Annotated in this window: 21 protein-coding genes and 1 tRNA gene; 16 read left to right on the top strand and 6 right to left on the bottom strand. The window is 69.8% G+C overall.

Annotation, left to right across the window (positions count from 1 at the left end):
* Window positions 1-65: 65 nt before the first annotated feature.
* Window positions 66-866, bottom strand: coding sequence for an SGNH/GDSL hydrolase family protein (locus tag AC3WLB_RS08650; RefSeq protein ID WP_022897257.1), 801 nt, complete (start codon window positions 864-866; stop codon window positions 66-68).
* 271 nt (window positions 867-1,137) lie between these two features.
* On the opposite strand from AC3WLB_RS08650, the gene AC3WLB_RS08645 reads away from it, so the two are divergent.
* From AC3WLB_RS08645 to AC3WLB_RS08635, 3 genes are all read left to right on the top strand, one after another.
* The gene (locus AC3WLB_RS08645) at window positions 1,138-2,955 is read left to right on the top strand and encodes a DEAD/DEAH box helicase (RefSeq protein WP_492505125.1); all 1,818 of its coding nucleotides are present in this window, start codon (window positions 1,138-1,140) and stop codon (window positions 2,953-2,955) included.
* Between the two features lie 182 nt (window positions 2,956-3,137).
* Complete coding sequence (locus AC3WLB_RS08640) at window positions 3,138-4,613, top strand: oligopeptide:H+ symporter (RefSeq protein ID WP_022895955.1); 1,476 nt, start codon at window positions 3,138-3,140, stop codon at window positions 4,611-4,613.
* 3 nt (window positions 4,614-4,616) lie between these two features.
* Window positions 4,617-4,796 carry a VOC family protein gene (locus AC3WLB_RS08635; protein ID WP_492505123.1) on the top strand — a complete coding sequence of 60 codons (180 nt, stop codon included), beginning with the start codon at window positions 4,617-4,619 and terminating at the stop codon, window positions 4,794-4,796.
* 178 nt (window positions 4,797-4,974) lie between these two features.
* Here the strand turns inward: AC3WLB_RS08635 and AC3WLB_RS08630 are convergent, their stop codons facing one another.
* The 4 genes from AC3WLB_RS08630 to AC3WLB_RS08615 all read right to left on the bottom strand — a co-directional run bounded on the left by AC3WLB_RS08630 (window position 4,975) and on the right by AC3WLB_RS08615 (window position 7,060).
* Window positions 4,975-5,700 (bottom strand): FAD-binding oxidoreductase, encoded by a 726-nt coding sequence (locus AC3WLB_RS08630; protein WP_492505121.1) that lies wholly within the window; start codon window positions 5,698-5,700, stop codon window positions 4,975-4,977.
* A gap of 25 nt (window positions 5,701-5,725) precedes the next feature.
* On the bottom strand, window positions 5,726-6,328 hold the full coding sequence (locus tag AC3WLB_RS08625; protein ID WP_492505119.1) for a sulfite oxidase-like oxidoreductase: 603 nt from the start codon (window positions 6,326-6,328) through the stop codon (window positions 5,726-5,728).
* 38 nt (window positions 6,329-6,366) lie between these two features.
* Window positions 6,367-6,876 (bottom strand): DUF1269 domain-containing protein, encoded by a 510-nt coding sequence (locus tag AC3WLB_RS08620; protein WP_022895959.1) that lies wholly within the window; start codon window positions 6,874-6,876, stop codon window positions 6,367-6,369.
* 99 nt (window positions 6,877-6,975) lie between these two features.
* A tRNA-Leu gene (locus AC3WLB_RS08615) sits at window positions 6,976-7,060 on the bottom strand.
* A gap of 107 nt (window positions 7,061-7,167) precedes the next feature.
* On the opposite strand from AC3WLB_RS08615, the gene AC3WLB_RS08610 reads away from it, so the two are divergent.
* The 3 genes from AC3WLB_RS08610 to mshC are packed head-to-tail and all read left to right on the top strand — an operon-like array spanning window position 7,168 to window position 10,729.
* Window positions 7,168-8,481: a M20/M25/M40 family metallo-hydrolase gene (locus AC3WLB_RS08610; RefSeq protein ID WP_492505117.1), complete on the top strand. Its 1,314-nt coding sequence runs from the start codon at window positions 7,168-7,170 to the stop codon at window positions 8,479-8,481.
* 57 nt (window positions 8,482-8,538) lie between these two features.
* The gene (locus AC3WLB_RS08605; protein ID WP_022895961.1) at window positions 8,539-9,363 is read left to right on the top strand and encodes an undecaprenyl-diphosphate phosphatase; all 825 of its coding nucleotides are present in this window, start codon (window positions 8,539-8,541) and stop codon (window positions 9,361-9,363) included.
* A 52-nt stretch (window positions 9,364-9,415) separates the two neighbouring features.
* A complete protein-coding gene (mshC, locus tag AC3WLB_RS08600) occupies window positions 9,416-10,729 on the top strand; it encodes a cysteine--1-D-myo-inosityl 2-amino-2-deoxy-alpha-D-glucopyranoside ligase (protein ID WP_492505114.1) in 1,314 nt (437 codons plus the stop codon).
* A gap of 210 nt (window positions 10,730-10,939) precedes the next feature.
* On the opposite strand, the gene AC3WLB_RS08595 is transcribed toward mshC, so the two are convergent.
* Entirely contained in the window at window positions 10,940-11,818 is an 879-nt protein-coding gene (locus tag AC3WLB_RS08595; protein ID WP_492505112.1) for a proteasome assembly chaperone family protein, read from the bottom strand.
* Window positions 11,819-11,892: 74 nt separating this feature from the next.
* Between AC3WLB_RS08595 and AC3WLB_RS08590 the strand changes: the two genes are divergently transcribed.
* From AC3WLB_RS08590 to lnt, 10 genes are read left to right on the top strand one after another with little or no spacing between them, the layout of a single operon-like run.
* Entirely contained in the window at window positions 11,893-12,603 is a 711-nt protein-coding gene (locus tag AC3WLB_RS08590; protein ID WP_492505110.1) for an HAD family hydrolase, read from the top strand.
* Window positions 12,600-13,622, top strand: coding sequence for a tRNA (adenine-N1)-methyltransferase (locus AC3WLB_RS08585; RefSeq protein ID WP_492505108.1), 1,023 nt, complete (start codon window positions 12,600-12,602; stop codon window positions 13,620-13,622). The genes AC3WLB_RS08590 and AC3WLB_RS08585 overlap by 4 nt, the downstream gene beginning before the upstream one ends.
* A 48-nt stretch (window positions 13,623-13,670) precedes the next feature.
* Window positions 13,671-14,603: a hypothetical protein gene (locus AC3WLB_RS08580; protein WP_492505106.1), complete on the top strand. Its 933-nt coding sequence runs from the start codon at window positions 13,671-13,673 to the stop codon at window positions 14,601-14,603.
* Window positions 14,604-14,653: 50 nt separating this feature from the next.
* Window positions 14,654-15,676: a helix-turn-helix transcriptional regulator gene (locus AC3WLB_RS08575; protein WP_492505105.1), complete on the top strand. Its 1,023-nt coding sequence runs from the start codon at window positions 14,654-14,656 to the stop codon at window positions 15,674-15,676.
* Entirely contained in the window at window positions 15,676-16,689 is a 1,014-nt protein-coding gene (locus AC3WLB_RS08570) for a helix-turn-helix transcriptional regulator (protein ID WP_492505103.1), read from the top strand. The genes AC3WLB_RS08575 and AC3WLB_RS08570 overlap by 1 nt, the downstream gene beginning before the upstream one ends.
* Before the next feature lie 9 nt (window positions 16,690-16,698).
* Window positions 16,699-17,055: a hypothetical protein gene (locus tag AC3WLB_RS08565; RefSeq protein ID WP_022895445.1), complete on the top strand. Its 357-nt coding sequence runs from the start codon at window positions 16,699-16,701 to the stop codon at window positions 17,053-17,055.
* Window positions 17,045-17,290, top strand: a complete 246-nt coding sequence (gene tatA / locus AC3WLB_RS08560; RefSeq protein ID WP_492505101.1) for a Sec-independent protein translocase subunit TatA — start codon at window positions 17,045-17,047, stop codon at window positions 17,288-17,290. The genes AC3WLB_RS08565 and tatA overlap by 11 nt, the downstream gene beginning before the upstream one ends.
* 47 nt (window positions 17,291-17,337) lie before the next feature.
* Entirely contained in the window at window positions 17,338-18,090 is a 753-nt protein-coding gene (gene tatC, locus AC3WLB_RS08555) for a twin-arginine translocase subunit TatC (protein ID WP_492505642.1), read from the top strand.
* A complete protein-coding gene (locus AC3WLB_RS08550) occupies window positions 18,090-20,570 on the top strand; it encodes a DEAD/DEAH box helicase (RefSeq protein WP_492505099.1) in 2,481 nt (826 codons plus the stop codon). Before tatC ends, AC3WLB_RS08550 begins: the two co-directional genes overlap by 1 nt.
* A 10-nt stretch (window positions 20,571-20,580) precedes the next feature.
* A complete protein-coding gene (gene lnt, locus AC3WLB_RS08545; protein WP_492505097.1) occupies window positions 20,581-22,233 on the top strand; it encodes an apolipoprotein N-acyltransferase in 1,653 nt (550 codons plus the stop codon).
* Window positions 22,234-22,241 lie beyond the last annotated feature (8 nt).

Raw genomic sequence — 22,241 nt, 5'->3', positions numbered from 1 at the left:
GACCCGTCACGTGTGGTGGGTTCGATCGACCCATTCCCACCACAACTGGCGGGTCGGCGCCGGGGTCACTCCCGGGGCGCATCCTTCGCGACGAAGACGGGCTCGGGGGTGGGGCGCTTCGGGGCGACGCCGTCGCCGGAGGAGCGGTGGGTGATGCGGCGGATGACCCACGGCACCAGGTGCACGCGCGCCCAGACCAGGTCTTCGGCGCGCGCCTGGCGCCAGCTGGCGCGGGGGAGCGGCTCGGGTTCGCCCGGCTGGAGGTCGTTGTCGACGTTCAGCGCCGCCAGCACGCGCCGCGCCACCTCGTGGTGGCCGAGGGCGTTGAGGTGCAGGCGGTCGTCGGCCCACATCCGCGGGTCTTGGATGGCCTTGAGGCCCCACTGGTCGGCCACGACGCAGTCGTAGCGGTCGGCGATCACGCGCAGGTTCTCGTTGTAGATCGCCACCTTCCCGCGGATGCCGCGGAACACCGGGGTGAAGCTCGTGTCGACACCCGTGAAGATGACGATCGTGGCGTCGCTCTGCCGCAGCCGCCGGATGCCCACCTCGAACCGTGCGGCGATGTCGTCGGGGTCGGTGCCGGGCCGGATGACGTCGTTGCCGCCCGCCGAGATGGTGATGAGGTCGGGCTGGAGGGCGAGCGCCGGTTCGATCTGCTCGTCCACGATCTGCTGCAGCAACCGCCCCCGGATGGCGAGGTTCGCGTACGAGAACTCCCCGTCGGCGGTCGCGGCGAGCGTCTCGGCCACCCGATCGGCCCAGCCGCGGTACCCGCCCGGGCTCGCCGGCTCCGGGTCGCCGATCCCTTCCGTGAACGAGTCGCCAAGCGCGACATACCGTCGCCAGGGGTGAGCCTCAGTCATGGTGCGATGCTCCTTCCGCGATCACCTCCAGCGTAACTCCGCCGAGCCCGCACGCCGGCGGTGACCGGCGCGGCGGAGGGTGAGGCCGCGAGGGATGGCGCGGAACGCGCCGACCAACCGGGGGCCGTACTCGACGACCCAGGGTGAGCGCGAGGCCGCGAAGCGACCTCACGCGAACATGTCGCGGAGCGCCGGGCAAGGACCGGCGCGACCGTCGGAGGCTGCGCGAAGCACAGCCCCCGACGCAGCCAGCACGCTATCCTCGAACATCGTGACCAACCTGCCCCTGTTCGAACCCGCCCCCGGGACGAGCGCAGCAGGACACCTCCCGCCCTCCTTCCCGGGGCGTGCGCCGTGGGGTACCGCGGGGCGGCTGCGGGCCTGGCAGGAGGAGGCGCTCACCGCCTACTTCGAGCGTGAGCCGCGCGACTTCCTGGCGGCCGCGACCCCCGGCGCCGGCAAGACGACCTTCGCGCTCCGGCTCGCATCCGAGCTGCTGCATCGGCGCACGGTCGACCGGGTCATCGTGGTCGCCCCCACCGAGCACCTCAAGCGGCAGTGGGCGGATGCGGCCGACCGCGCCGGCGTGCGACTGAATCCCGGCTTCAAGAACAGCGAGTCCCGCTTCGGGCGGCACTTCCACGGTGTGGCGCTCACCTACGCGCAGGTCGCGGCGCGTCCGTTGCTGCACCGGGAGCTCACCGAGGGCGCGCAGACCCTCGTCATCCTCGACGAGGTGCACCACGGCGGCGACGCGCTCAGCTGGGGCGACGCGGTGCGCGAGGCGTTCGAACCGGCCACGCGGCGGCTCGCGCTCACCGGAACCCCCTTCCGCTCCGACACCTCGCCCATCCCGTTCGTGGAGTACCTGCCGGACGAGCACGGCATCCGCGTGTCGCGCAGCGACTACAGCTACGGCTACGGTCGCGCGCTGAAAGACGGCGTCGTGCGCCCGGTGCTCTTCATGGTCTACGCGGGCCACATGCGCTGGCGCACCAAGGCCGGCGACGAGATGGAAGCCCGCCTCGGCGAGGGCAACACGAAGGACATCACCTCGCAGGCTTGGCGCACAGCGCTCGACCCCAACGGTGAGTGGATCCCGCAGGTGCTGGGCGCGGCCGACAAACGGCTCACCGAGGTGCGCCAGGCGATCCCGGACGCAGGCGGGCTCGTGATCGCCACCGACCAGACCGTGGCGCGGGCGTACGCCGCCATCCTGGAGTCGATCTCGGGGGAGCCGGTGACGGTGGTGCTCTCCGACGAGAAGGAGGCGTCGGACCGCATCCAGCAGTTCTCGGAGTCGACGCGGCGCTGGATGGTGGCGGTGCGCATGGTGTCGGAGGGCGTCGACGTGCCACGGCTCGCGGTGGGCGTGTACGCCACCAGCGCGTCGACGCCGTTGTTCTTCGCGCAGGCGATCGGGCGCTTCGTGCGAGCCCGGCGGCGCGGTGAGACGGCGTCGGTCTTCCTGCCGAACGTGCCGTCGCTGATGGCGCTTGCGGCAGCGCTCGAACTCGAACGCGACCACGCCCTCGACAGACGCGACGACGGCTCGAACCCCGAGGGCGACTTCTACAACCCCGAAGACGCCATGATGGCCGAGGCGAACCGCGATGAGAAGGCGTCGGAACGGCTCACCGACGAGTTCGACTTCCAGGCCATCAGCTCCGGTGCCACCTTCGATCGCGTCGTCTACGACGGCGGCGAGTTCGGCTTCGAAGCCGTGGTCGGCTCGGAGGAGGAGCTCGACTTCCTCGGGCTCCCCGGCATCCTCGAACCAGACCAGGTCAAAGACCTCCTGCAGCACCGCCAGGCCCGTCAGGCCAAACACGCCAAGGCCAACAAGCCGACGTCCCCCACCCCGGAGGACGGCGGCGTGCCGGCCCCCCTCTACCGCACCCTGAAGGAGCAGCGAAGCTTGCTCAACTCCTTGGTCGGCCTCTGGTCAAAAACCTCGAACGAGCCCCACGGCCTCATCCACGCCGAACTCCGCCGAATCTGCGGCGGCCCCGCAGTAGCCCAGGCCTCAGTAACCCAACTCCAGGCCCGCATAGTCACAGTCCGCAAGTGGATGTCCGCAGGCCACTGACCGAACCTCGGAAACCGTGGTGGGGGTTGGGGGTTTTCCGCCTCCGCCGCCTTTGAGCTCCGCTCAACCCTTAGGCGGAGGTGGAAAACCCCCAACCCCCACCGCCGCCCCGTTACTCGTCACCCCGAAGACGGGGTAGTGTGCTCCCGACCCGCCGCTGGCCCCCGTGCCACTATTGCTCCATGACGAGTGAGACGACGGTGTCGACGGAGCCCGAGGCCAAGAAGGAGCGCACCTTCTTCGGGCAGCCGTTCGCGCTGGTGCACGTGTTCGGCGTGGAGATGTGGGAGCGGTTCTCGTTCTACGGCATGCAGGGCATCCTGCTGCTGTACATGTTCTACTCGGTCAGCGAGGGCGGTCTCGGCATCCCGAAGCCGGTCGCGGTGGGGATCGTGGGCGCGTACGGCGGATCGGTGTACCTTGCGACGATCCTCGGCGCGTGGCTCGCCGACCGGCTGCTGGGCTCGGAGCGCACCCTCTTCTACGCCGCGATCGTCGTCATGGCCGGCCACCTCGGCCTGTCGCTCATCCCCGGCATCCCGGGGCTCGCGACCGGCCTCATCCTCATCGCCCTGGGCTCGGGTGGGGTGAAGGCCAACGCGACCTCGGTGGTGGGGACATTGTACGGCGAGAAGGACATCCGGCGGGATGCCGGGTTCTCCATCTTCTACCTCGGCATCAACCTGGGCGCGTTCCTCGGCCCGCTGCTCACGGGACTCCTGCAGACCACGCTCGGCTTCCACATCGGATTCGCGGCGGCGGCCGTGGGCATGGCGATCGGGCTCATCCAGTACTCCTTCGGGCGCCGCACTCTGCCGCCCGAGTCGAAGGTGGTGCCGAACCCGTTGCCGCGCAACCATCGCCTCATCATGGTGGGCGCCGCGGTGGGCGGTGTGGTCGTGATCGTGGTGCTGGTGCTGGTCGGGGTGCTGAACGCCGACAACCTCGCGGATGCGGTGGCGATCGTGACGCTCGCCGCCTCGATCGCGTACTTCGCCGTCATCCTCTCGTCGAAGCGCATCTCGGGCGTCGAACGCAGGCGCGTGTACTCGTTCATCCCCATGTTCATCACGAGCGTCGCATTCTGGGCGCTCTACCAGCAGCAGTTCACCGTCGTCACCATCTACGCCAACGACCGGCTGAACCTCGACCTCTTCGGCTGGGACATGCCGGTGGCCTGGGTGCAGTCGATCAACCCGATTTTCATCATCATCCTCTCCGGCGTGTTCGCCGCGATCTGGACGAGGTGGGGCGACAAGCAGCCGGCGACCCCGTACAAATTCGCGGCGGCGGCGATCGTGATGGGCATCGCGTTCCTGCTCTTCATCCCGTTCTCGGGCACCGGCGCGCACGGCACGCCGCTGATCGCGCTGGTGGGCATCCTGTTCGTGTTCACCATCGCCGAGCTGCTGCTCTCACCGGTCGGGCTGTCGCTCTCGACCCGGCTCGCGCCGAAGGTCTTCCACACCCAGATGGTGGCCCTGTTCTTCCTCTCCATCGCCCTCGGCACGGCGCTCTCGGGCATCCTCGCGGGCTTCTACAACGAGAACAACGAACCGCCCTACTTCGGCATCTCCGGGCTCGTGGCCATCGCGGTGGGTGGCGCGCTCATCGCGGCCACGCCGTGGGTGCGCAAGATGATGAGCGGGGTGCGGTAGCGGATGCTCGGCACCCTCGACGAGGTCGTGTTCGACTGCGGGCATCCGGATGCCCTCGCGCGGTTCTGGCAGCAGGTGCTCGGCGGCACGGCGGTGACTGACCGCAGCCCGGACTGGTCGTACTTCGACTCGCCGACGGGCCTGCGGATCGCGTTCCAGCGCGTTCCCGAGGGCAACGAGTAGTGCGTGGTGCGGAGCGCCGCCCAGCCGTCCTGACGGCCACGTGCTGCAGGCCGCTCCCGGACGACCCAGAGTGAGGGCGTGGCCGCTCGCGACCGCGTCCTCACATGTCGCGGAGCGCCGGGCGAGGACCGGCGCGACCCGAGGAGCCCGCGCGCAGCACGGGCCCCGAGGCCGATACTCAGCCGCCGAAGCGCTCGGTGCGCACGGACATCGGGTCGGCGCCGGCGGCCACCAGGGTGTCGGCGGCCAACTCGACGAAGCGGGTGGGGCCGCAGATGTAGGTGGAGATCGCGCCGCCGTCGGCCGGGGCGGTCTCGGCTGCCCATGATGTGACGCGCGCGCCGTCGAGACGGCCTACCGTGCCCGTCCAGCCCTGAGGTGCGTGCCGGGTGTACTGGATGGTGACCTTCGCGTTCGCAGCCGCGGCCAACGCGTCGAGCTCGTCACGGAAGTAGACGAAGTCGGGGGAGCGCACCGAGTACAGCAGATGCGCCGGCACCGTGCTCCCGGCCTCCGCGTGGGTGCGCAGGATCGACACCAGCGGTGCGATGCCCGACCCGCCGCCGATCAACCGGATCGGCTCGGGCTGGGTCGGCTTCCACACGAACCACCCGCCGAGCGGCCCGAGGACTTCGAGCTGGTCGCCGGCGCTCACGCCGCGAACCAGGTAGGGCGAGACTTCGCCGTCGGGCATCAGCTCCACCGACACCGCAGCGAACTCGGCGCCGGCCGCCGACGAGAGCGAGTACGACCGCGCCGCCTGGTATCCGTCCGGGGCGGTCAACCGGATGTCGATGTGCTGGCCCGCCAGCGCACCCTGCCAGCCCGGGATGCGCAGCATCAGCGTGCGCGCCGTCGGCGTCTCCTCGTGCACGGCGACGACGTCGGCGACTCGCCAGGTCACGCCGGCGGGTCCGGCCGGTGGCGCCTCAGGAGTCGTAGTAATACCGCTGTTCCTTCCACGGGTCGCCGTAGGCGTGGTAGCCGTTGACCTCCCAGAAGCCGAGCTCGTCGGTCTCGTGCATCGTGAGCCCGTTGACCCACTTCGCGCTCTTCCAGAAGTACAGGTGCGGCACCAGCAGGCGCGCCGGGCCGCCGTGCTCGGGGTCGAGCGGCTCGCCGTCGAACTCGAACGCCACCCAGGCCTTGCCGTCGAGCAGGTCTTCGAGCGGCACATTGGTGGTGTACCCGCCGTAGGAGTGCGCCATCGTGAACGGCGCATCCGTCTCCACCTCGGCGAACAGCGTGTCGAGCGAGACGCCACGCCACTTCGTGTCGAACTTCGACCACCGGGTCACGCAGTGGATGTCGGTGTCGACGTCTTCGATCGGCAGCGCCTGGAACTCGTCCCACGTCCAGCGCTTCACGTCGCCCGACTCGTTGGTGATCGAGAACGACCACTCGCCGGGGTGGATGTTCGGGGTGGGCCCGGCGGAGAGCACCGGGAAATCCTTCGTCTCGTATTGTCCGGGCGGCAGGTGAGGGTCGGCCTCACGCCGCTTGCCGAAGAATCCGGGGGTCACGATTCCCATGGTGCTCTCCTCCCGATGCCTGCTGATTGCGGCTAAGACTACGCCTGAGCCGCCGGGGCCTGCTCGCCCAGGTCGTGGATGAGCGCCTGCTCGTCCTCGGCACTCAGCGAGGTCTTGATGACCTTGCCGTTGTAGGGCGCGATGGCGGCGGCGAACTTGTCCTCGGTGAGCTTGACCGTGTAGATCACGACGGCCGACTTGCCGGCCGAGACCGACTCCTTCACCTGCGAGCGGAACTCGGCGTTGAGGCCGGTCTTGTCGATGCCGGCGAACAGCGCACCGATCAGGCCACCGAAGACGAGACCGAAGAACGGCACGAAGAAGAGGATGCCGATGAGCGTGCCGAAGAGCGCACCACCTGCGGCGCCGAGGCCGATGTTGCCGGCCGCGCCGGGGTGCTCGACGTGGGTCTTGCCCTCTTCGTCGACCTTCACGAGCGCGAGCCCGGCGAGTTCGACGATGAGGTCGCCCTGGAGCTCCTGCACCTTCTGGTACGCGCCTTCCGCATCCGCCTCGTTGTCGAACGCGATGACGATCAAATCAGCCATGAGTGTGTGACACCTTTCTTGTTTTCTCCGAGCGTAGAGGATGCCGGTTAACGAAAAGAAGACCCGGCGTCACGCCGAGTCTTCATTCCGTGTATTCCGTGTCCGAGGGGGGACTTGAACCCCCACGCCCTATACGGGCACTAGCACCTCAAGCTAGCGCGTCTGCCATTTCCGCCACCCGGACTCAGGTGCAGGCTGTCGATTGCTCGACCAGCCAAGGAAAGACAATAGCACGGATGTCCGGCCCGCAAATCCACCGGCCGTCCACCCGCCTGCGGGTAGCGTTGTCGCATGACGTCGACCCCTGATCCCGCCGATCTCGACCTGACCACGCGCATAGCGCGCGACCTCATCCGGTTCGACACGACGAACTTCGGCGAGGGCCGGTCGAACGGCGAGACGGAGGCGGCCGAGTACCTCGCGGCGCACCTCGAACGGCTGGGGCTGCAGGTGCAGTCCTTCGACGCCGCCCCGCGCCGCACCAGCATCGTGGCGCGGGTGGCCGGCCGGGATCGCAGCAAGCCCGCGCTGGTGGTGCACGGCCACACCGACGTCGTGCCGGCCGTCGCCGAGGACTGGTCGGTCGATCCGTTCGGCGGGGTCGTGGCCGACGACATGCTCTGGGGGCGCGGGGCGGTCGACATGAAGAACATGGATGCGATGATCGTGGCCGCGCTCGACCGCATCCTCGGCGCCGGGCGTCAGCCCGAACGCGACCTCGTGGTGGCGTTCTTCGCCGACGAGGAGAACGGGGGAGTGTTCGGCTCCCACCACCTGGTGACCGAGCATCCGGAGCTCTTCGACGGCGCCACGGAGGCCATCAGCGAGGTGGGCGGCTACTCGGTCGATCTCGAGGGCAAGCGCGCCTACCTCGTGCAGACCGGTGAGAAAGCGCTGCTGTGGCTGAAGCTCGTCGCGCGCGGCACCGCCGGCCACGGCTCGCAGATCAACCGCGACAACGCGGTGACCCGGCTCGCTCAGGCGGTCGCCGCGATCGGCGAACGGGAATGGCCGATGCACCTCACCGCGACCACGCGGCAGCTGCTCGACCGGGTCGCGGAGCTGCTCGGCCGGGACACCGAGCTGCTGAGCCCCGACGAGATCGCTCTGGCGACCGGGACCGCGTCGCGCTTCATCACGGCGACGCTCCGCACGACCACGAACCCGACCGGGCTCACCGCGGGGTACAAGCACAACGTGGTGCCCGATCGCGCCGAGGCGATGATCGACGTGCGGGTGCTGCCGGGCGACGAGGAGGTGGTGCTCGAAGAGATCCGCGCCATCGTGGGGGAGGACATCGAGATCGTCGTCTCGCATCGCGACATCGGGCTCGAGACCACGTTCGACGGCGAACTGGTCGACACCATGGTCGCGGTGCTGCAGCAGCACGACCCGGGTGCGGAGGTGCTGCCCTACCTGCTCTCGGGCGGCACCGACAACAAGGCGCTCAGCCTCCTGGGCATCCGCGGATTCGGCTTCGCCCCGCTGAAGCTGCCGCCGACCCTCGACTTCCCTGCGATGTTCCACGGCGTCGACGAGCGCGTGCCGCTGGAGGCGCTAGGGTTTGGGACGGATGTTCTCACCGAACTGCTCCTGCGGTACTGAGCCCGCGCCGTTCCGCCCCGCGCACCGACCGCGCTCCACCTCACCCCTAAGGGAGACATGGACTTTCTCAACGCCGTCATCCTCGGACTCGTCCAGGGCCTGACCGAGTTCCTGCCCATCTCGTCGAGCGCGCACCTGCGCATCCTGGGCGAATTCCTGCCGGGCGCAGCCGACCCGGGAGCCGCATTCACGGCGATCACCCAGCTCGGCACCGAGACGGCGGTCGTGGTGTTCTTCTGGCGCGACATCGTGCGCATCATCTCGCGCTGGGCGAAGTCGCTGGTGGGCCGGGTGCCCCGCAACGACCCGGATGCGCGGATGGGCTGGCTGATCATCGTCGGCTCGATCCCGATCGTGGTGCTCGGCTACCTCTTCCAGGACGCGATCGAGACCACCTTCCGGTCGCTCTGGATCGTGGCGATCATGCTCATCCTGTTCGGCATCCTGCTCGGCGTCGCCGACTGGGTGGGGGCGAAGAAGCGACGGCTGAAGGACCTGACGGTGCCGCACGGCATCATCTTCGGCTTCGCCCAGGCGCTCGCGCTCATTCCGGGTGTGTCCCGGTCGGGCGGCACGATCACGGCGGGGCTGTTCATGGGCTACGAGCGGCGGGCGGCTGCGCGTTACTCGTTCCTGCTCGCCATCCCGGCCGTGTTCGGCAGCGGGCTCTTCCAGGTGGTGAAGAGCTTCGACGAGCCGAGCGTCTACGGTCCGCTGGAGACGCTGGTGGCGACCGTCATCGCATTCATCGTGGGGCTCGTGGTGATCGCGTTCTTCATGAGCTACATCTCCAAGCGCAGCTTCCTGCCGTTCGTGATCTACCGCATCGCGCTCGGCGCCGTGCTCATCGTGCTGCTGTCGGCGGGGCTCATCGCCGCGTGAGGGCGGGCTGGTCGCGGCGTGATCGTTGCGGCCGGGCAACTAGGCTGAACGGGTGCGATCCTGGCCCCGACCCGACATCCCCGAACTCCCCGGCCGCGGTGATGCGCCGCGCATCCACGACGACTCGAGCGGGCGCTTCCTCGACTCGGCGCCCGCGGCGGGCGCGGACGCGGCCGCGACCCTCTACGTCTGCGGCATCACGCCCTACGACGCGACCCACATCGGGCACGCCGCCACGTACCTGGCGTTCGACACGCTGCTCCGCGCGTGGCTCGACGCCGGCCTGAGCGTCTCGTACACACAGAACATCACCGACATCGACGACCCGCTGCTCGAGCGCGCGGCCGCCACCGGCGTCGACTGGCAGGAGCTGGCCGCGAGCCAGATCGAGTTGTTCCGCACCGACATGGCGGCGCTCGGCGTGCGACCCCCGGACGCCTACGTCGCCGTCACGGAGACGATCGACGCCATCGCCCGTGCGGTCGACGACCTGCGGCTCGCGGGTGTCGCCTACCCGGTGCCGACGCCGGATGCGGTCGATCCGGATGCCTCGGACTGGTACTTCGACATCGCCGCGGCCGAGCGCAGCACGCCCTGGGTGCTCGGTTCGGAGAGCGGCCTCGATCGGGCGACGATGGCGCGGCTGTTCGCCGAGCGCGGGGGAGACCCGGACCGGGCGGGCAAGCGGGATCCGCTCGATCCGCTCCTGTGGCGGGCGGAGCGCGTGGGAGAGCCCGCGTGGGACACCGGATTCGTCGACGTGCCGCGGGGCCGTCCGGGCTGGCACATCGAGTGCTCGGTGATCGCCCGCGAGACGCTCGGCGACACGATCGGCGTTCAGGGCGGCGGGGGAGACCTCGTGTTCCCGCACCACGAGTTCAGCGCGGCGCACGCGACGGCGCTCACCGGCGAGCGTTTCACGCGGGTGAACGCGCACGGCGGACTGGTGGCCTTCGACGGCGAGAAGATGTCGAAGTCGCTCGGCAATCTCGTGCTGGTGTCGCAGTTGCGCGAGGCCGGCGTCGAGCCGGCCGCCATCCGCCTCGCCATCCTCGCGCACCCCTACCGCGACGACTGGGAGTGGCACCGCGGCGACGAACTGCGCGCCACCGCCCGTCTCGCCGCCTGGCGCGCCGCCGCCGAGAACCCCGCCGACCCGTCGGCGCCCGAGGAGGACGCGGCAGCCGAGGAGGACGCGGCAGCCGCGCAGCGGCTGCTCGCGGATGTACGCGCCCGCCTGCACGACGACCTCGACACCCCCGGCGCCCTGGCCCTGTTCGACGCCTGGTACGACACCCCGCACACCCCCGCAGCTCATGCCCTGGCCGCCGCCACCCTCGACGCCCTCCTCGGCATCCGCCTCTGACCCGCACCCACCCCGACCTCACCCGACGAAGTCGTGGCGGCACGAGGGCAAGCCGCGGGCCGTACTCGACGACCCAGGGTGAGGGTGTGGCCGAGGGGTGCGACCGCAGGCCGCGCCCCTCGACCGCGCCCGAACATGTCGCGCGGCGCCGGGCAGGGACCGGCGACGCCGGTGCAGCCCGAGCGAAGCCCGGGCCGCACCGCAGCTAACTCAATCCCGCCGCCACGGCTCGTCGGGCCGGCCGTCGCCTCCGGCACGGCCGTCGCCGCGCTTGCGGAGGTAGCGCTCGAACTCCTGGGCGATCGCCTCGCCGCTCGCCTCGGGCGAGTCGACCGTGTCGCGGGCCTGTTCGAGTTGCTGGATGTACGCGGCCATGTCCTCGTCCTCGCCGGCCAGCGCGTCGATGCCGGACTCCCACGCGCTCGACTCGTCGGCGAGCTCGCCGCGTTCGATCGTCACGTCGATGAGCTCTTCGATCTTGTCGACGAGCGCGAGCGTCGCCTTCGGCGACGGGGCGTTGTGCACGTAGTGCGGAACGGAGGCCCAGATCGAGATGGCGGGGATGCCCGCGCTCTCCGCCGCATCCGCGATGACGCTGAGGATGCCGACCGGCCCCTCGTACGAACTCCGCTCGATGTCGAGCTCGCTGCGTACCAGCGGGTTCTCACTCGTGGCGAACACCGAGATGGGGCGGGTGTGCGGCACGTCGGCGAGCATCGCCCCGAGGAGCACGACACCGCTGATGTCTTCGGCGAGGGCGGTCGAGACGATCTCGGCGGTGAACTTCTTCCAGTTGCGCGACGGCTCGGAGCCGATCAGGAGGTAGACGTGGGAGTCGCTGCCGGCATCCGGGCCGTAGATGGTCGCGCCAGGCCAGACGAGCGCCCGCTGGCCGTCGTCATCGGTGGTGATGGTGGGCCGGTTGAACTGGAAGTCGAAGTACTCCTCCGTGTCGACCTCGGTGATGGCCACGACGTCGAGCTGGTCCTTCAGCACGCGGAGCGCACCGGTGGCCGCTTCGCCCGCGTCGTTCCAGCCTTCGAACGCGACGAGCAGGAGTCGTCCGCGAAGGAATCCGTTGTCTTTCACCTGTCAAGGATAGGCGCTCCCTGCTCACCCGGGGGAAAGTGGGGCCGGATCGGCACACCGTAGACTTGACGCCCGTGACCGAATCCGTTCCCGTTCTGCCCGCCGCTGTCCTCTGGGACATGGACGGCACCATCGTCGACACCGAGCCGTACTGGATGCTCGCCCAGGGGCGGCTCGTCGAGTCCTACGGTGGCACCTGGACGCACGAAGCCGCGATGACCCTGGTCGGCTCGGGGCTCGACCGCAGCGCCGCCATCCTGCAGGAGTTCGGCGTCGATCTGCCGGGCGACGAGATCATCCAGTTGCTCTCCACCCGGGTGATGGAGCAGATCAGTGAACGGGTGCCGTGGCGCCCGGGTGCACTGGAGTTGCTGACCGCGTTGCACGAGGCCGAGGTGCCTCAGGCGCTCGTCACGATGTCGATCGGCCGGATGGCGCGCCATGTCGCATCGTTCATCCCGTTCCCCGCGTTCGGGAGCATCGTCTCGGCCGACGAAGTCACCGTCAGCAAGCCGCACCCGGAGGCCTATCTCACCGCCGCCGCGAACCTCGGCACGCCGGTCGAGCACTCGGTTGCGATCGAGGACTCGGTGACGGGCGTGACCTCCGCCGTCGCATCCGGTGCCGTCGTGATCGGCGTCGAGCACCTGCTGAACCTCGACGACGCCGGCGCGCACCGCATCTGGCAGACCCTCGAGGGTGTGACGCCGGCCGATCTGGGCGCCGTGCTCGCCGAGGTGCGCGCCGGCGCCGGGGCACCGGCCCGTGACGGAGCCCACGCATGAGCGCCCAGTACAGCGGGCCGTTCCGGGAGGGTGACCGCGTGCAGCTCACCGGGCCGAAGGGCAAGCTCAACAGCATCACCCTCGAGTCGGGCAAGGTGTTCCACACGCACCGCGGCTTCATCGACCACGACGCGCTGATCGGGTTGCCCGACGGCTCCGTGGTGAAGAACTCGGTGGGGGTGGAGCACCTGGCGCTCCGCCCGCTGCTGACCGACTTCGTCATGTCGATGCCGCGCGGCGCCGCCATCATCTATCCGAAGGATGCCGCGCAGATCCTCGCGCAGGCCGACATCTTCCCCGGTGCGACGGTGGTCGAGGCGGGTGTCGGCTCGGGCGCGCTCTCGCTCTGGCTGCTGCGCGCCATCGGGCCGGCCGGGCGCCTCTCGAGCTTCGAACGCCGGGACGAGTTCGCCGACGTCGCCCGCGGCAACGTTGCAGCGTACTTCGGGCGCGACCCCGAGGAGTGGACGGTGACGGTGGGCGACCTCGCCGAGGCGTTTCCGGCCACGCATCCGGACCACACCGTCGACCGCGTCGTGCTCGACATGCTCGCGCCGTGGGAGTGCGTCGACGCGGTGGCTGCTGCGCTGAAGCCGGGTGGCGTGGTGCTCTGTTACGTCGCCACCGTGACGCAGCTCTCCCGCGTCGTGGAGGCGCTCCGCGACACCGAGCTGTTCACGAACCCCGTGCCGAGCGAGACGATGGTGCGCGGCTGGCACGTCGAGGGCCTCGCCGTGCGGCCGGACCACCGGATGATCGGGCACACCGGCTTCCTCGTCACCGCGCGCCGACTGGCGCCCGGTGCCGTGCTGCCCGAGCTCAAGCGCCGCGCCTCGAAGAGCGACTTCACCGACGAGGACGTCGAGGCCTGGACGCCGGGGGCGCTCGGCGAACGCGGGATCAGCGCGAAGAGCCTCCGCAAGCGCGTGCGTGCCGCCGCGGCGACCGCCGATGCGGCCAAGGCACGGGAGGAGCGCGCCTCAGGCGCGATTCAGCTTCCCGACGATGAAATAGGATAGGTTCGCTCCCCGGGCCGACGGCTCGTCGAATGCAGGAAATGAGGATCCGTGCGCACCTCTCTCGCGCTCATTCTGTCGGCAGGATTGCTGGTCTCGCTCGCCGCGTGCAGCAGCAGCTCCGCCGCATCCGATTGTGCTTCGGCCACGCCCTCCGGCGACTCGAGCGCGGCGGTGACGGCCACCGGCGAGCTGGGTAGCGACCCGAAGGCCACGTTCCCCTTCCCGCTCACCAATGACAGCCCCGAGCGATCGCTGCTCGTCGACGGCTCGGGCCAGCCGGGCACTCCCGGCGGTGTGGTCGTGACCACGTACACGCTCTACGACGCGGCGACCGGGGAGGCACTGAGCCAGACGCAGCCCGGTGTGATCCCGCTGACCGTGACCGACTCGCCGAAGGTGCTGCCCAAGGCATTCACCGACGCTTTCCTGTGTGCACCGGCCGGTAGCCGCGTCGCGGTCGTGCTCCCGCAGGATCTCGCCGGCACGGTGTTCCAAGGTGCCCCCGGCGCGGTGGTCATGGTCGCCGATGTCTCCACCGCGGTACCCGGGCGCGCGACCGGCGCCGACCAGCTCGCGACCCCGGGCTTCCCGGGCGTGGTGCACGGTCCCGACGGCCGTCCCGGCATTTCGATCGTGTCGGGCGACAAGCCCACCGAGTCCAAGGTCGCGGTGCTGAAGAAGGGCGATGGCCCCGAGGTCGCCGACGGCGACAACATCATCGTTCAGGCCACGGCGGTCTCCTACGCCAATCCCACGAAAGTCGCGAACTCGACTTGGGAAGACGGCCAGCCGCAGCTCTGGACGATGTCGGACAAGGCTCAGCCCTCTCAGACCTCCTGGCAGCCGGCCGGCATCACGCCGTTCCTCACCGGGCAGACCGTGGGCTCCGAGGTGATCGTGATCCTCACCGACGACTCCGGCTCGTCGGCGACCGCGTACGTCGTCGACATCCTCGGAATCCTGCCGAGCGCATCGAAGTGATCGGGTCGCGGGCGCACCGCGGGCCGGACACCACGAACTAGAATTCTCGCGTGTCGCCGCAGAAGCAATCGCCCGCGCCGGTCCCGGTCGAGGAGCGGCTCTTCAGCCTCGTGCTGGCGTTGCTCGCGACCGAGGCGGGGCTCACGAAGAGCGAGATCCTCTCGACCGTCCAGGGGTATCGTCAGCGCTACGACCCCTACGGGGACAACGCCACGCTGGAGCGGCAGTTCGAGCGCGACAAGGACGACATCCGCGAACTCGGTGTGCCGCTCGAGACCCTCGAGACCCCGGGGGACCCGGGCAACAACCAGTCCGCGCGTTATCGCATTCCGCGAACGGCATATGAATTGCCCGCCGACATCACTTTCTCGGCCGCAGAGACGACCCTCTTGAACCTGGCCGCGATGGCCTGGCGCGAGGGGTCCCTCTCCCGCGAGTCGCAGCGCGCCCTGCTGAAGCTTCGGTCGATCGGTGTCGACACGAGCGATCCGGTGCTCGGCTACGCGCCGCGCATCCGTACCCGCGACGCGTCGTTCGACCCGCTCTCCGATGCGCTCTCCCGGCGCGTCACCGCGTCGTTCCTGTACCTCAAACCCGGCGACCCCGCCGCCCGCCTGCGCACGGTGACGCCGCTGGCGCTGGTGCAGCATCAGGGGCGGTGGCACCTCAAGGCCATCGATCGCGGTGTGGGGGAGCCACGCACCTTCCTGCTCTCCCGCATCACCGGGCCGGTACGGCTCGGCCGCCAGGTCGTGGAGGTGCCCCCGGGCGACTACGCGGCCTCCGCCCTCGACGAGCTCGACGAGATCTGGGAGGCGAACGTCGCCGAACTCGAGGTGGAGCCCGGAACGGATGCCGAGGTGCGCCTCTCCCGCCGTCGCGGCGCCGCCCGGGGCGAGGCCGACCGCGTGTTGCTGCACTTCACCGACGTGAATCTGCTCGCCGACGAACTGGCCGGCTTCGGCCCCGAGGTGCGCGTGCTCGGGCCGGACCTCCTCCGCGACGCCGTCATCGCGCGGCTCACCGCCGCAGTGCGGGCGCACTCGGCCACAGCCGACGGGGGCGACGCCTGATGCCCACCCCTCGCGACGGTCAGCCACTCGCCTACGCCCAGGACAAGCTGACCTTCCTGCTCGCCCTCGTGCCGTACCTCATCGACAACGGCCGGGTGTCGGTGGCCGACGCCGCCGCCCACTTCCAGGTGTCGGAGAAGCAGATCCGCGACGCCGTGTCGCTCATCGCCGTCTCGGGCATCCCGGGCGAGACCACGCAGTACCAGCACGGCGACCTCTTCGACATCTCCTGGGACGACTTCGACGAGCGCGACGAGATCGTGATCACCCACATGGTGGCGCTCGACGACTCGCCTCGCTTCTCGGCCCGCGAGGCGGCTGCCCTCATCGCCGGGCTGCAGTACCTCCAGTCGTTGCCGGAGAACGTCGACAGCGGCGTCTACTCGTCGCTCATGGACAAGCTCGCCCGGGGGGCCTCCGAGCGACCGAGCCAGGTCGCCATCGCCCCGGCCGAGGCCGCCGGTTCCCTCGCCGAGGTGCGGGACGCCCTGGCGCGCCGCGTGCAGATCGAGTTCGACTACCTCAGCTCGCGCGGCTCGCGGGAGCGCCGGCGTGTCGATCCACTGCGCATCGACTCCGACAACGAGGACTGGTACCTGCGCGCGTGGGACCACCTGCGTGAAGCGGTGCGCACGTTCCGGTTCGACCGGATGACCGACATCCGCGTCACCGACGACCCGGTCACCGATCCGCACGACGATGTGCGCCTCGGTGACCGCCTGTTCCAGGGGGCGGACGACGACCTCGTGGTCACCATCGAGCTCGATCCCTCGGCCATGTCCCTCCTCGGCGAGTACGTCTCGAACGTCGACGCGACGGTGGCGGATGCGCCGTCCGACGCTTCGGGCCGGGTGCGCGCCCGCATCCGGGTCGCGCACATGCACGGGCTGAAGCGCCTGGTGACTGCCCTCTCGTCGGCGGTGACGGTCGTCGACCCGCCGGAGGCGCGCGCGGTCGTGGTCGACTGGGCCGAGGCTGCGCTCGCCCGCTACGCCGACGATCTCGCCGGATAGGCTGAGCGGATGGCGTGGTGGGCGTGGCTGATCATCTGGACCGTTCTGGTGCTGGCGCTCGTCGGCATGCTCGCCTGGCTCGGCTACCGGCTGTTCAAGAAGGGCGTCGCGGTGCTGCGCGAACTCGAGCAGCTCACCGACAAGGTGGCACGCCTGAACGAGAACGTCGAGCAGCTCGCGCCCGAAGAACCGGCCGATCGGGCCATCCTGCTCGGGTACGCGGAGGTGGCACGGCGCCGCGAACTCCACCTGGAGCGCAAAGCCGAATTGAAGCAGGCACGCAGAGACGCCCGCATCAAACGCGGTAAACTGCTCGTGAATCCCGAAACGATTCCGACCCTAAGGAAGTGGACCGATGCTCGGTAACCTCAACGGGTGGCACCTGGTCATCATCCTCGTCGTCATCCTGCTCCTGTTCGGCGCGACCCGCCTTCCCGCGCTGTCGAAGAGCCTCGGTCAGTCCATGCGCATCTTCCGCAACGAGACCAAGGCCATGAAAGAGGAGAACGCCGACCAGACGCCGCCGCCGGCGGCCCCGGCTGCTCCCGCCGCTCCGACAGCTCCCGCGGCCCCGGAGACGAATTCCGAACCGAAGTCGTAGGGTCGGTGGCCGTCAAGTCCTCCCGGCGGCGCCCACCTGACGGCCGGATGTCGCTCGGCTCCCACCTCGTCGAGCTCCGCAACCGGCTGTTCATCTCGGCGCTGGCCATCGTGCTCGGCATGGTGGCGGGGTTCATCCTCTCCGACTTCATCCTCTCGGCACTCACCCAGCCGATCGCCGATCTCGCGGCCCAGCAGGGGCGCGAGGCGAGCCTCAACTTCACCGACGTGTCGTCGGCCTTCGACCTGCGCATCCAGATCGCCTTCACCGTCGGCGTCGTCATCTCGTCCCCGGTGTGGCTGTACCAGGTATTCGCCTTCGTGATGCCGGGGCTCAAGAAGAAGGAGAAGCGCTACGCCGTCGGCTTCGTCTGCGCCGCCGTGCCGCTCTTCTTCGCCGGCTGCGTGGCCGGCTGGTTCGTGCTGCCGCACATGGTGACGCTGCTCACCGGTTTCGCGCCCGAAGGCACCACCGCGTTGCTCACCGCCCGGTCGTACTACGACTTCGTGCTCAAGCTGGTGCTGGCCATCGGCATCGCGTTCGTGCTCCCGGTGTTCCTCGTCATCCTCAACTTCGCGGGGGTGCTGACGGCGAAGGCCATCATCAAGTCGTGGCGCATCGCCATCCTCGCGATCACGCTGTTCACCGCCATCGCCACACCGGCGGCCGATGTGATGTCGATGTTCCTGCTGGCCATCCCGATGCTGCTGCTGTATTTCGGTGCAGCAGGCATCGCCTGGCTCAACGACCGCCGCCGGCGGCGCGCGCAGGAGAGCTTCGACGTCGAGTTGGCCGTCTGATGGCGGCGGGCGGCAGCGAGGGTGTGCTGACTCCGGCTGAGCGGTTCTCGGCCAGTCGTAAGCGGGCCGGGCATCCGCAGGTCGAGCATTTCCGGAGCGGGCTCGGCTTCGATCTCGACCCGTTCCAGATCGAGGCCGCCGGTGCCCTCGAGGACGGCCGAAGCGTGCTGGTGGCGGCGCCCACCGGCGCGGGCAAGACGGTGGTCGCCGAGTTCGCGGTGCACCTGGCCATGCAGTCGGTGCGCGACAAGGTCTTCTACACGGCGCCCATGAAGGCGCTGTCGAACCAGAAGTTCCAGGAGTTCGTGACCGAGTACGGGCCCGACGAGGTGGGCCTGCTCACCGGCGACACGAACATCAACGCCGACGCGCGCATCGTGGTGATGACCACCGAGGTGCTGCGCAACATGCTCTACGCCGATTCGGCGCTGCTCACCAACCTGCGGTTCGTGGTGATGGACGAGGTGCACTACCTCGCCGACCGCTTCCGTGGGGCGGTGTGGGAAGAGGTGATCATCCACCTGCCGCAGCACGTGAAGCTCGTGTCGCTGAGCGCCACGGTCTCGAACGCCGAGGAGTTCGGCGACTGGCTGCAGGCGGTGCGGGGCGACACCGAGGTGATCGTCTCCGAGGAGCGGCCGGTGCCGCTCGATCAGCACGCGCTCGTGAAGACCAAGCTGATCGACCTCTTCGACTCCACCGGGCGGGCCGCCACCAACCGGGTGAACCCGGAGCTCGCGCAGCTCGTGCGCGGGGGCGCGTCGCTCGCATCCGTCGACCGGCTGGGCGGCAACCGCGGCCGTGGCGGCGGCGGCCGGAACCGGGGCCGCGGCGGCTACCGCCCGCACGGGCAGGGCTTCGAGCGTATGGACCGGCCGGAGCTCGTCGCGCTGCTCGAGGAGCACCGGCTGCTGCCGGCCATCTTCTTCGTCTTCAGCCGGTTGGGCTGCGACCAGGCGGTGAAGCAGGTGCTGCGCGCCGGCGTGCGCCTGACCACGAGCGAGGAGCGGGAGGAGATCCGCCGCATCGTCGACGAGCGCACCCGCACGCTGCTCGACGAAGACCTCGCGGTGCTCGGCTATTGGGAGTGGACCGAGGGGCTGATGCGTGGCGTGGCCGCCCACCACGCCGGGCTCCTGCCCGCCTTCAAGGAGGTGGTGGAGGAGTTGTTCCAGAAGAAGCTCGTGAAAGTGGTCTTCGCCACCGAGACGCTCGCCCTCGGCATCAACATGCCCGCGCGCACCGTGGTGCTCGAGAAGCTCGAGAAGTTCAACGGCGAGGCGCGCGTGCCCATCACGGCGGGGGAGTACACGCAGCTCACCGGCCGGGCGGGTCGGCGCGGCATCGACGTGGAGGGGCACTCCGTCATCCAGTGGCGGGAGGGGCTCGACCCGCAGGAGGTGGCCTCGCTGGCGTCGCGGCGCACCTACCCGCTGAACTCGAGCTTCCGGCCCACCTACAACATGGCCGTGAACCTCATCGACCAGTTCGGGCGGCCGCGCACCCGCGAGATCCTCGAGTCGTCGTTCGCGCAGTTCCAGGCCGACCGGGCGGTGGTCGACCTCGCCCGCAAGGTGCGCCAGCAGGAGGAGTCGCTGGCCGGCTACGAGACGGCCATGACCTGCCACCTCGGCGACTTCAAGGAGTACGCGCGCATCCGCCGCGAGCTCACCGACCTGGAGCGCTCGGGGGCCGGGAGGTCGGCGCAGCAGTCCCGCGGCGAGCGGGACAAACGGCAGCGGCGCATCGAGTCGTTGCGCAAGCAGTTGCGCCAGCATCCGGTGCACGGCTGCAAGGACCGCGAGGCGCACGCACGCTGGGCGGAGCGCTGGTTCACCCTGAAGAAGGAGACCGACCGGCTGACCCAGCAGATCCAGACCCGCACGAACGTCATCGCGAAGGTGTTCGACCGGGTCACCGACGTGCTACTCGGACTCGATTACCTCGAGACCACCCCGGACGGCGTCACGGTGCTCACCGAGCACGGGCACACCCTGAAGCGCATCTACGGCGAACGCGACCTGTTGGTGGCGGAGTGCATGCGGCGGCAGGTCTGGCACGACCTCGACCCGGCGGCACTGGCCGCGATCGCCTGCGCGCTCGTCTACGAACCCCGTCGCGAAGAACCCGAGGGCTACGAGCGCAATCTTCCGCGGGGAGCGTTCCGCATCGCCCTGGAGAAGACGCAGGAGCTGTGGGCGCAGATCGACGACATCCAGGTCGACCACAAGCTCCCCGGGAGCACACCCGTGGCGACCGGGCTCTCCGGCGCGATGCACCGCTGGGCGCGGGGCGGCTCGCTCGACGACGTGCTGACCGACGCCGACATGGCCGCGGGCGACTTCGTGCGGTGGTCGAAGCAGACCATCGACCTGCTCGACCAGTTGCAGGGTACCCCGGATGCACGGCTCGCCGCCACGGCACGGGCCGCGATCGACGGCGTGCGCCGCGGCATCGTGGCGTACTCCTCGGTGGCGTGAGGACGAGACCGTGACGACGACCCTCCGCCCCGCCGACCGTGCACGCGCCCGCACGGCCGCGTCCGCGCATCCTGTGCCCCTGGTCGACCTGCGCCGTTCTCTGCCGCTCGACGGCCAGGCGCCCGCGCGCTTCGGCCGGCCGCTGATGCCGCTCTGGCTCGCCCTGATCGGCGCCGTGGGTGCCGGGATCGCGCTCGACGCCGGCTTCCCCGACAAGGGTTGGTGGCCGCTCACCCTGGTGGGTGTGCTGATCGTGCTGGCGGCGCTGGTGGGGCGCGGTTGGGGCAGCGCCTTCCTCATCGGGGTGGTGGCGGGCGCGACGTTCTGGGGCGTGCACATCTTCTGGCTCACGCTCTACCTGGGGCCGGTGCCCTGGCTCGGCCTGTCCGGCTTCGAAGCGGTGTACTTCGGGCTCGGGTCGATCCTGATCGCCCTGGTCTACCGGCGCGCCGAACGGGTGTGGCCGAGTCGCTGGGGCCGGCTCGGTCTCGTGCCCCTCGTCGTCTCAGGGCTCTGGGTGCTGCGCGAGGGCATCAACTCCATCGCGCCGTACGGCGGATTCTCCTGGGGCCGCATCGCGATGTCGCAGTCCGAGAGCCCGTTCGCCGGCCTCGTCGCCTGGCTCGGCATGTCGGGCCTCAGCTTCGTACTGGTCTGGCTGGCGGCGTTCCTGCTGCAGCTCGCTCGGGAGTTCGACCTGCGCACCTCGACCCGGATGCTCGCCGGCGCGATCGCGATCGCGGCCCTGCTGGCGGTGCCCGCGTGGCCCGCGCCCACCTCCGGAACCTCCCGCATCGCGGCCGTGCAGGGCAACTCGAACGCCGGGCTGTTCGACGTGCACGCGCCCGGCGACATCCTGAGCGACCACGTGTCGGCCTCACTGCCGCTCGAGGGTCAGCCGCTCGACGTGCTGGTCTGGCCGGAGAACGCCTCCGACCTCGACCCGGCGCGGTACCCGGCGGCGGCGCAGGCGCTCGACACGGTGAGCGCCGACCTGGGTGGTGTACCCATCGTGGCCGGCACCATCCAGCAGCGTGGCGACCTGGTCTACAACACCTCGCTGCTCTGGGAGGACGGGGGAGTGGCCGACCACTACGACAAGCGCCACCCCGTGCCGTTCGCCGAGTGGATGCCCAACCGCGAGTTCTTCCGCGCCCTGCAACCCGATCTGGTCGACCTGGTGACCCGCGACTACCAGTTCGGCAGCACAGACCTCACCTTCGACATCAACGGGCTGATCGCCGGCATCTCGATCTGCTTCGACATCACCGACGACGCGGTGATGCGCGAGATGTCGGCGGAGGGCGCGCAGGTGGTGCTCTCGCAGACGAACAACGCCGACTTCGGCAAGACCGACGAGAACCTCCAGCAGCTCGCCATCGCCCGGCTGCGGGCGATCGAGTTGGGGCGGAGCGTCGTGAACATCTCGACGGTGGGAACCAGCCAGATCATCGCCCCCGACGGCAGCACGATCACCGGCATCCCGGCCTATCAGGCGGGTGCGATGGTGGCCGATGTGCCACTGGCGACCGTTCCGACGCCCGCGGCGCTCCTCGGCTTCCAGATCGAGTGGCTCGTGGCCGGCTTCGGCGTCATCGGACTGGCAGTGGCCCTGACGACGAGAACGTCGCCTCGGCCGGTGAGGGCCAGACGACGTTCTTGATCGTGCGC

The organism is Herbiconiux sp. FW305-C-125 (assembly GCF_058783455.1).
Note: the sequence above shows the minus strand (reverse complement) of the source record. Positions and strands in the feature narration are given on the sequence as shown.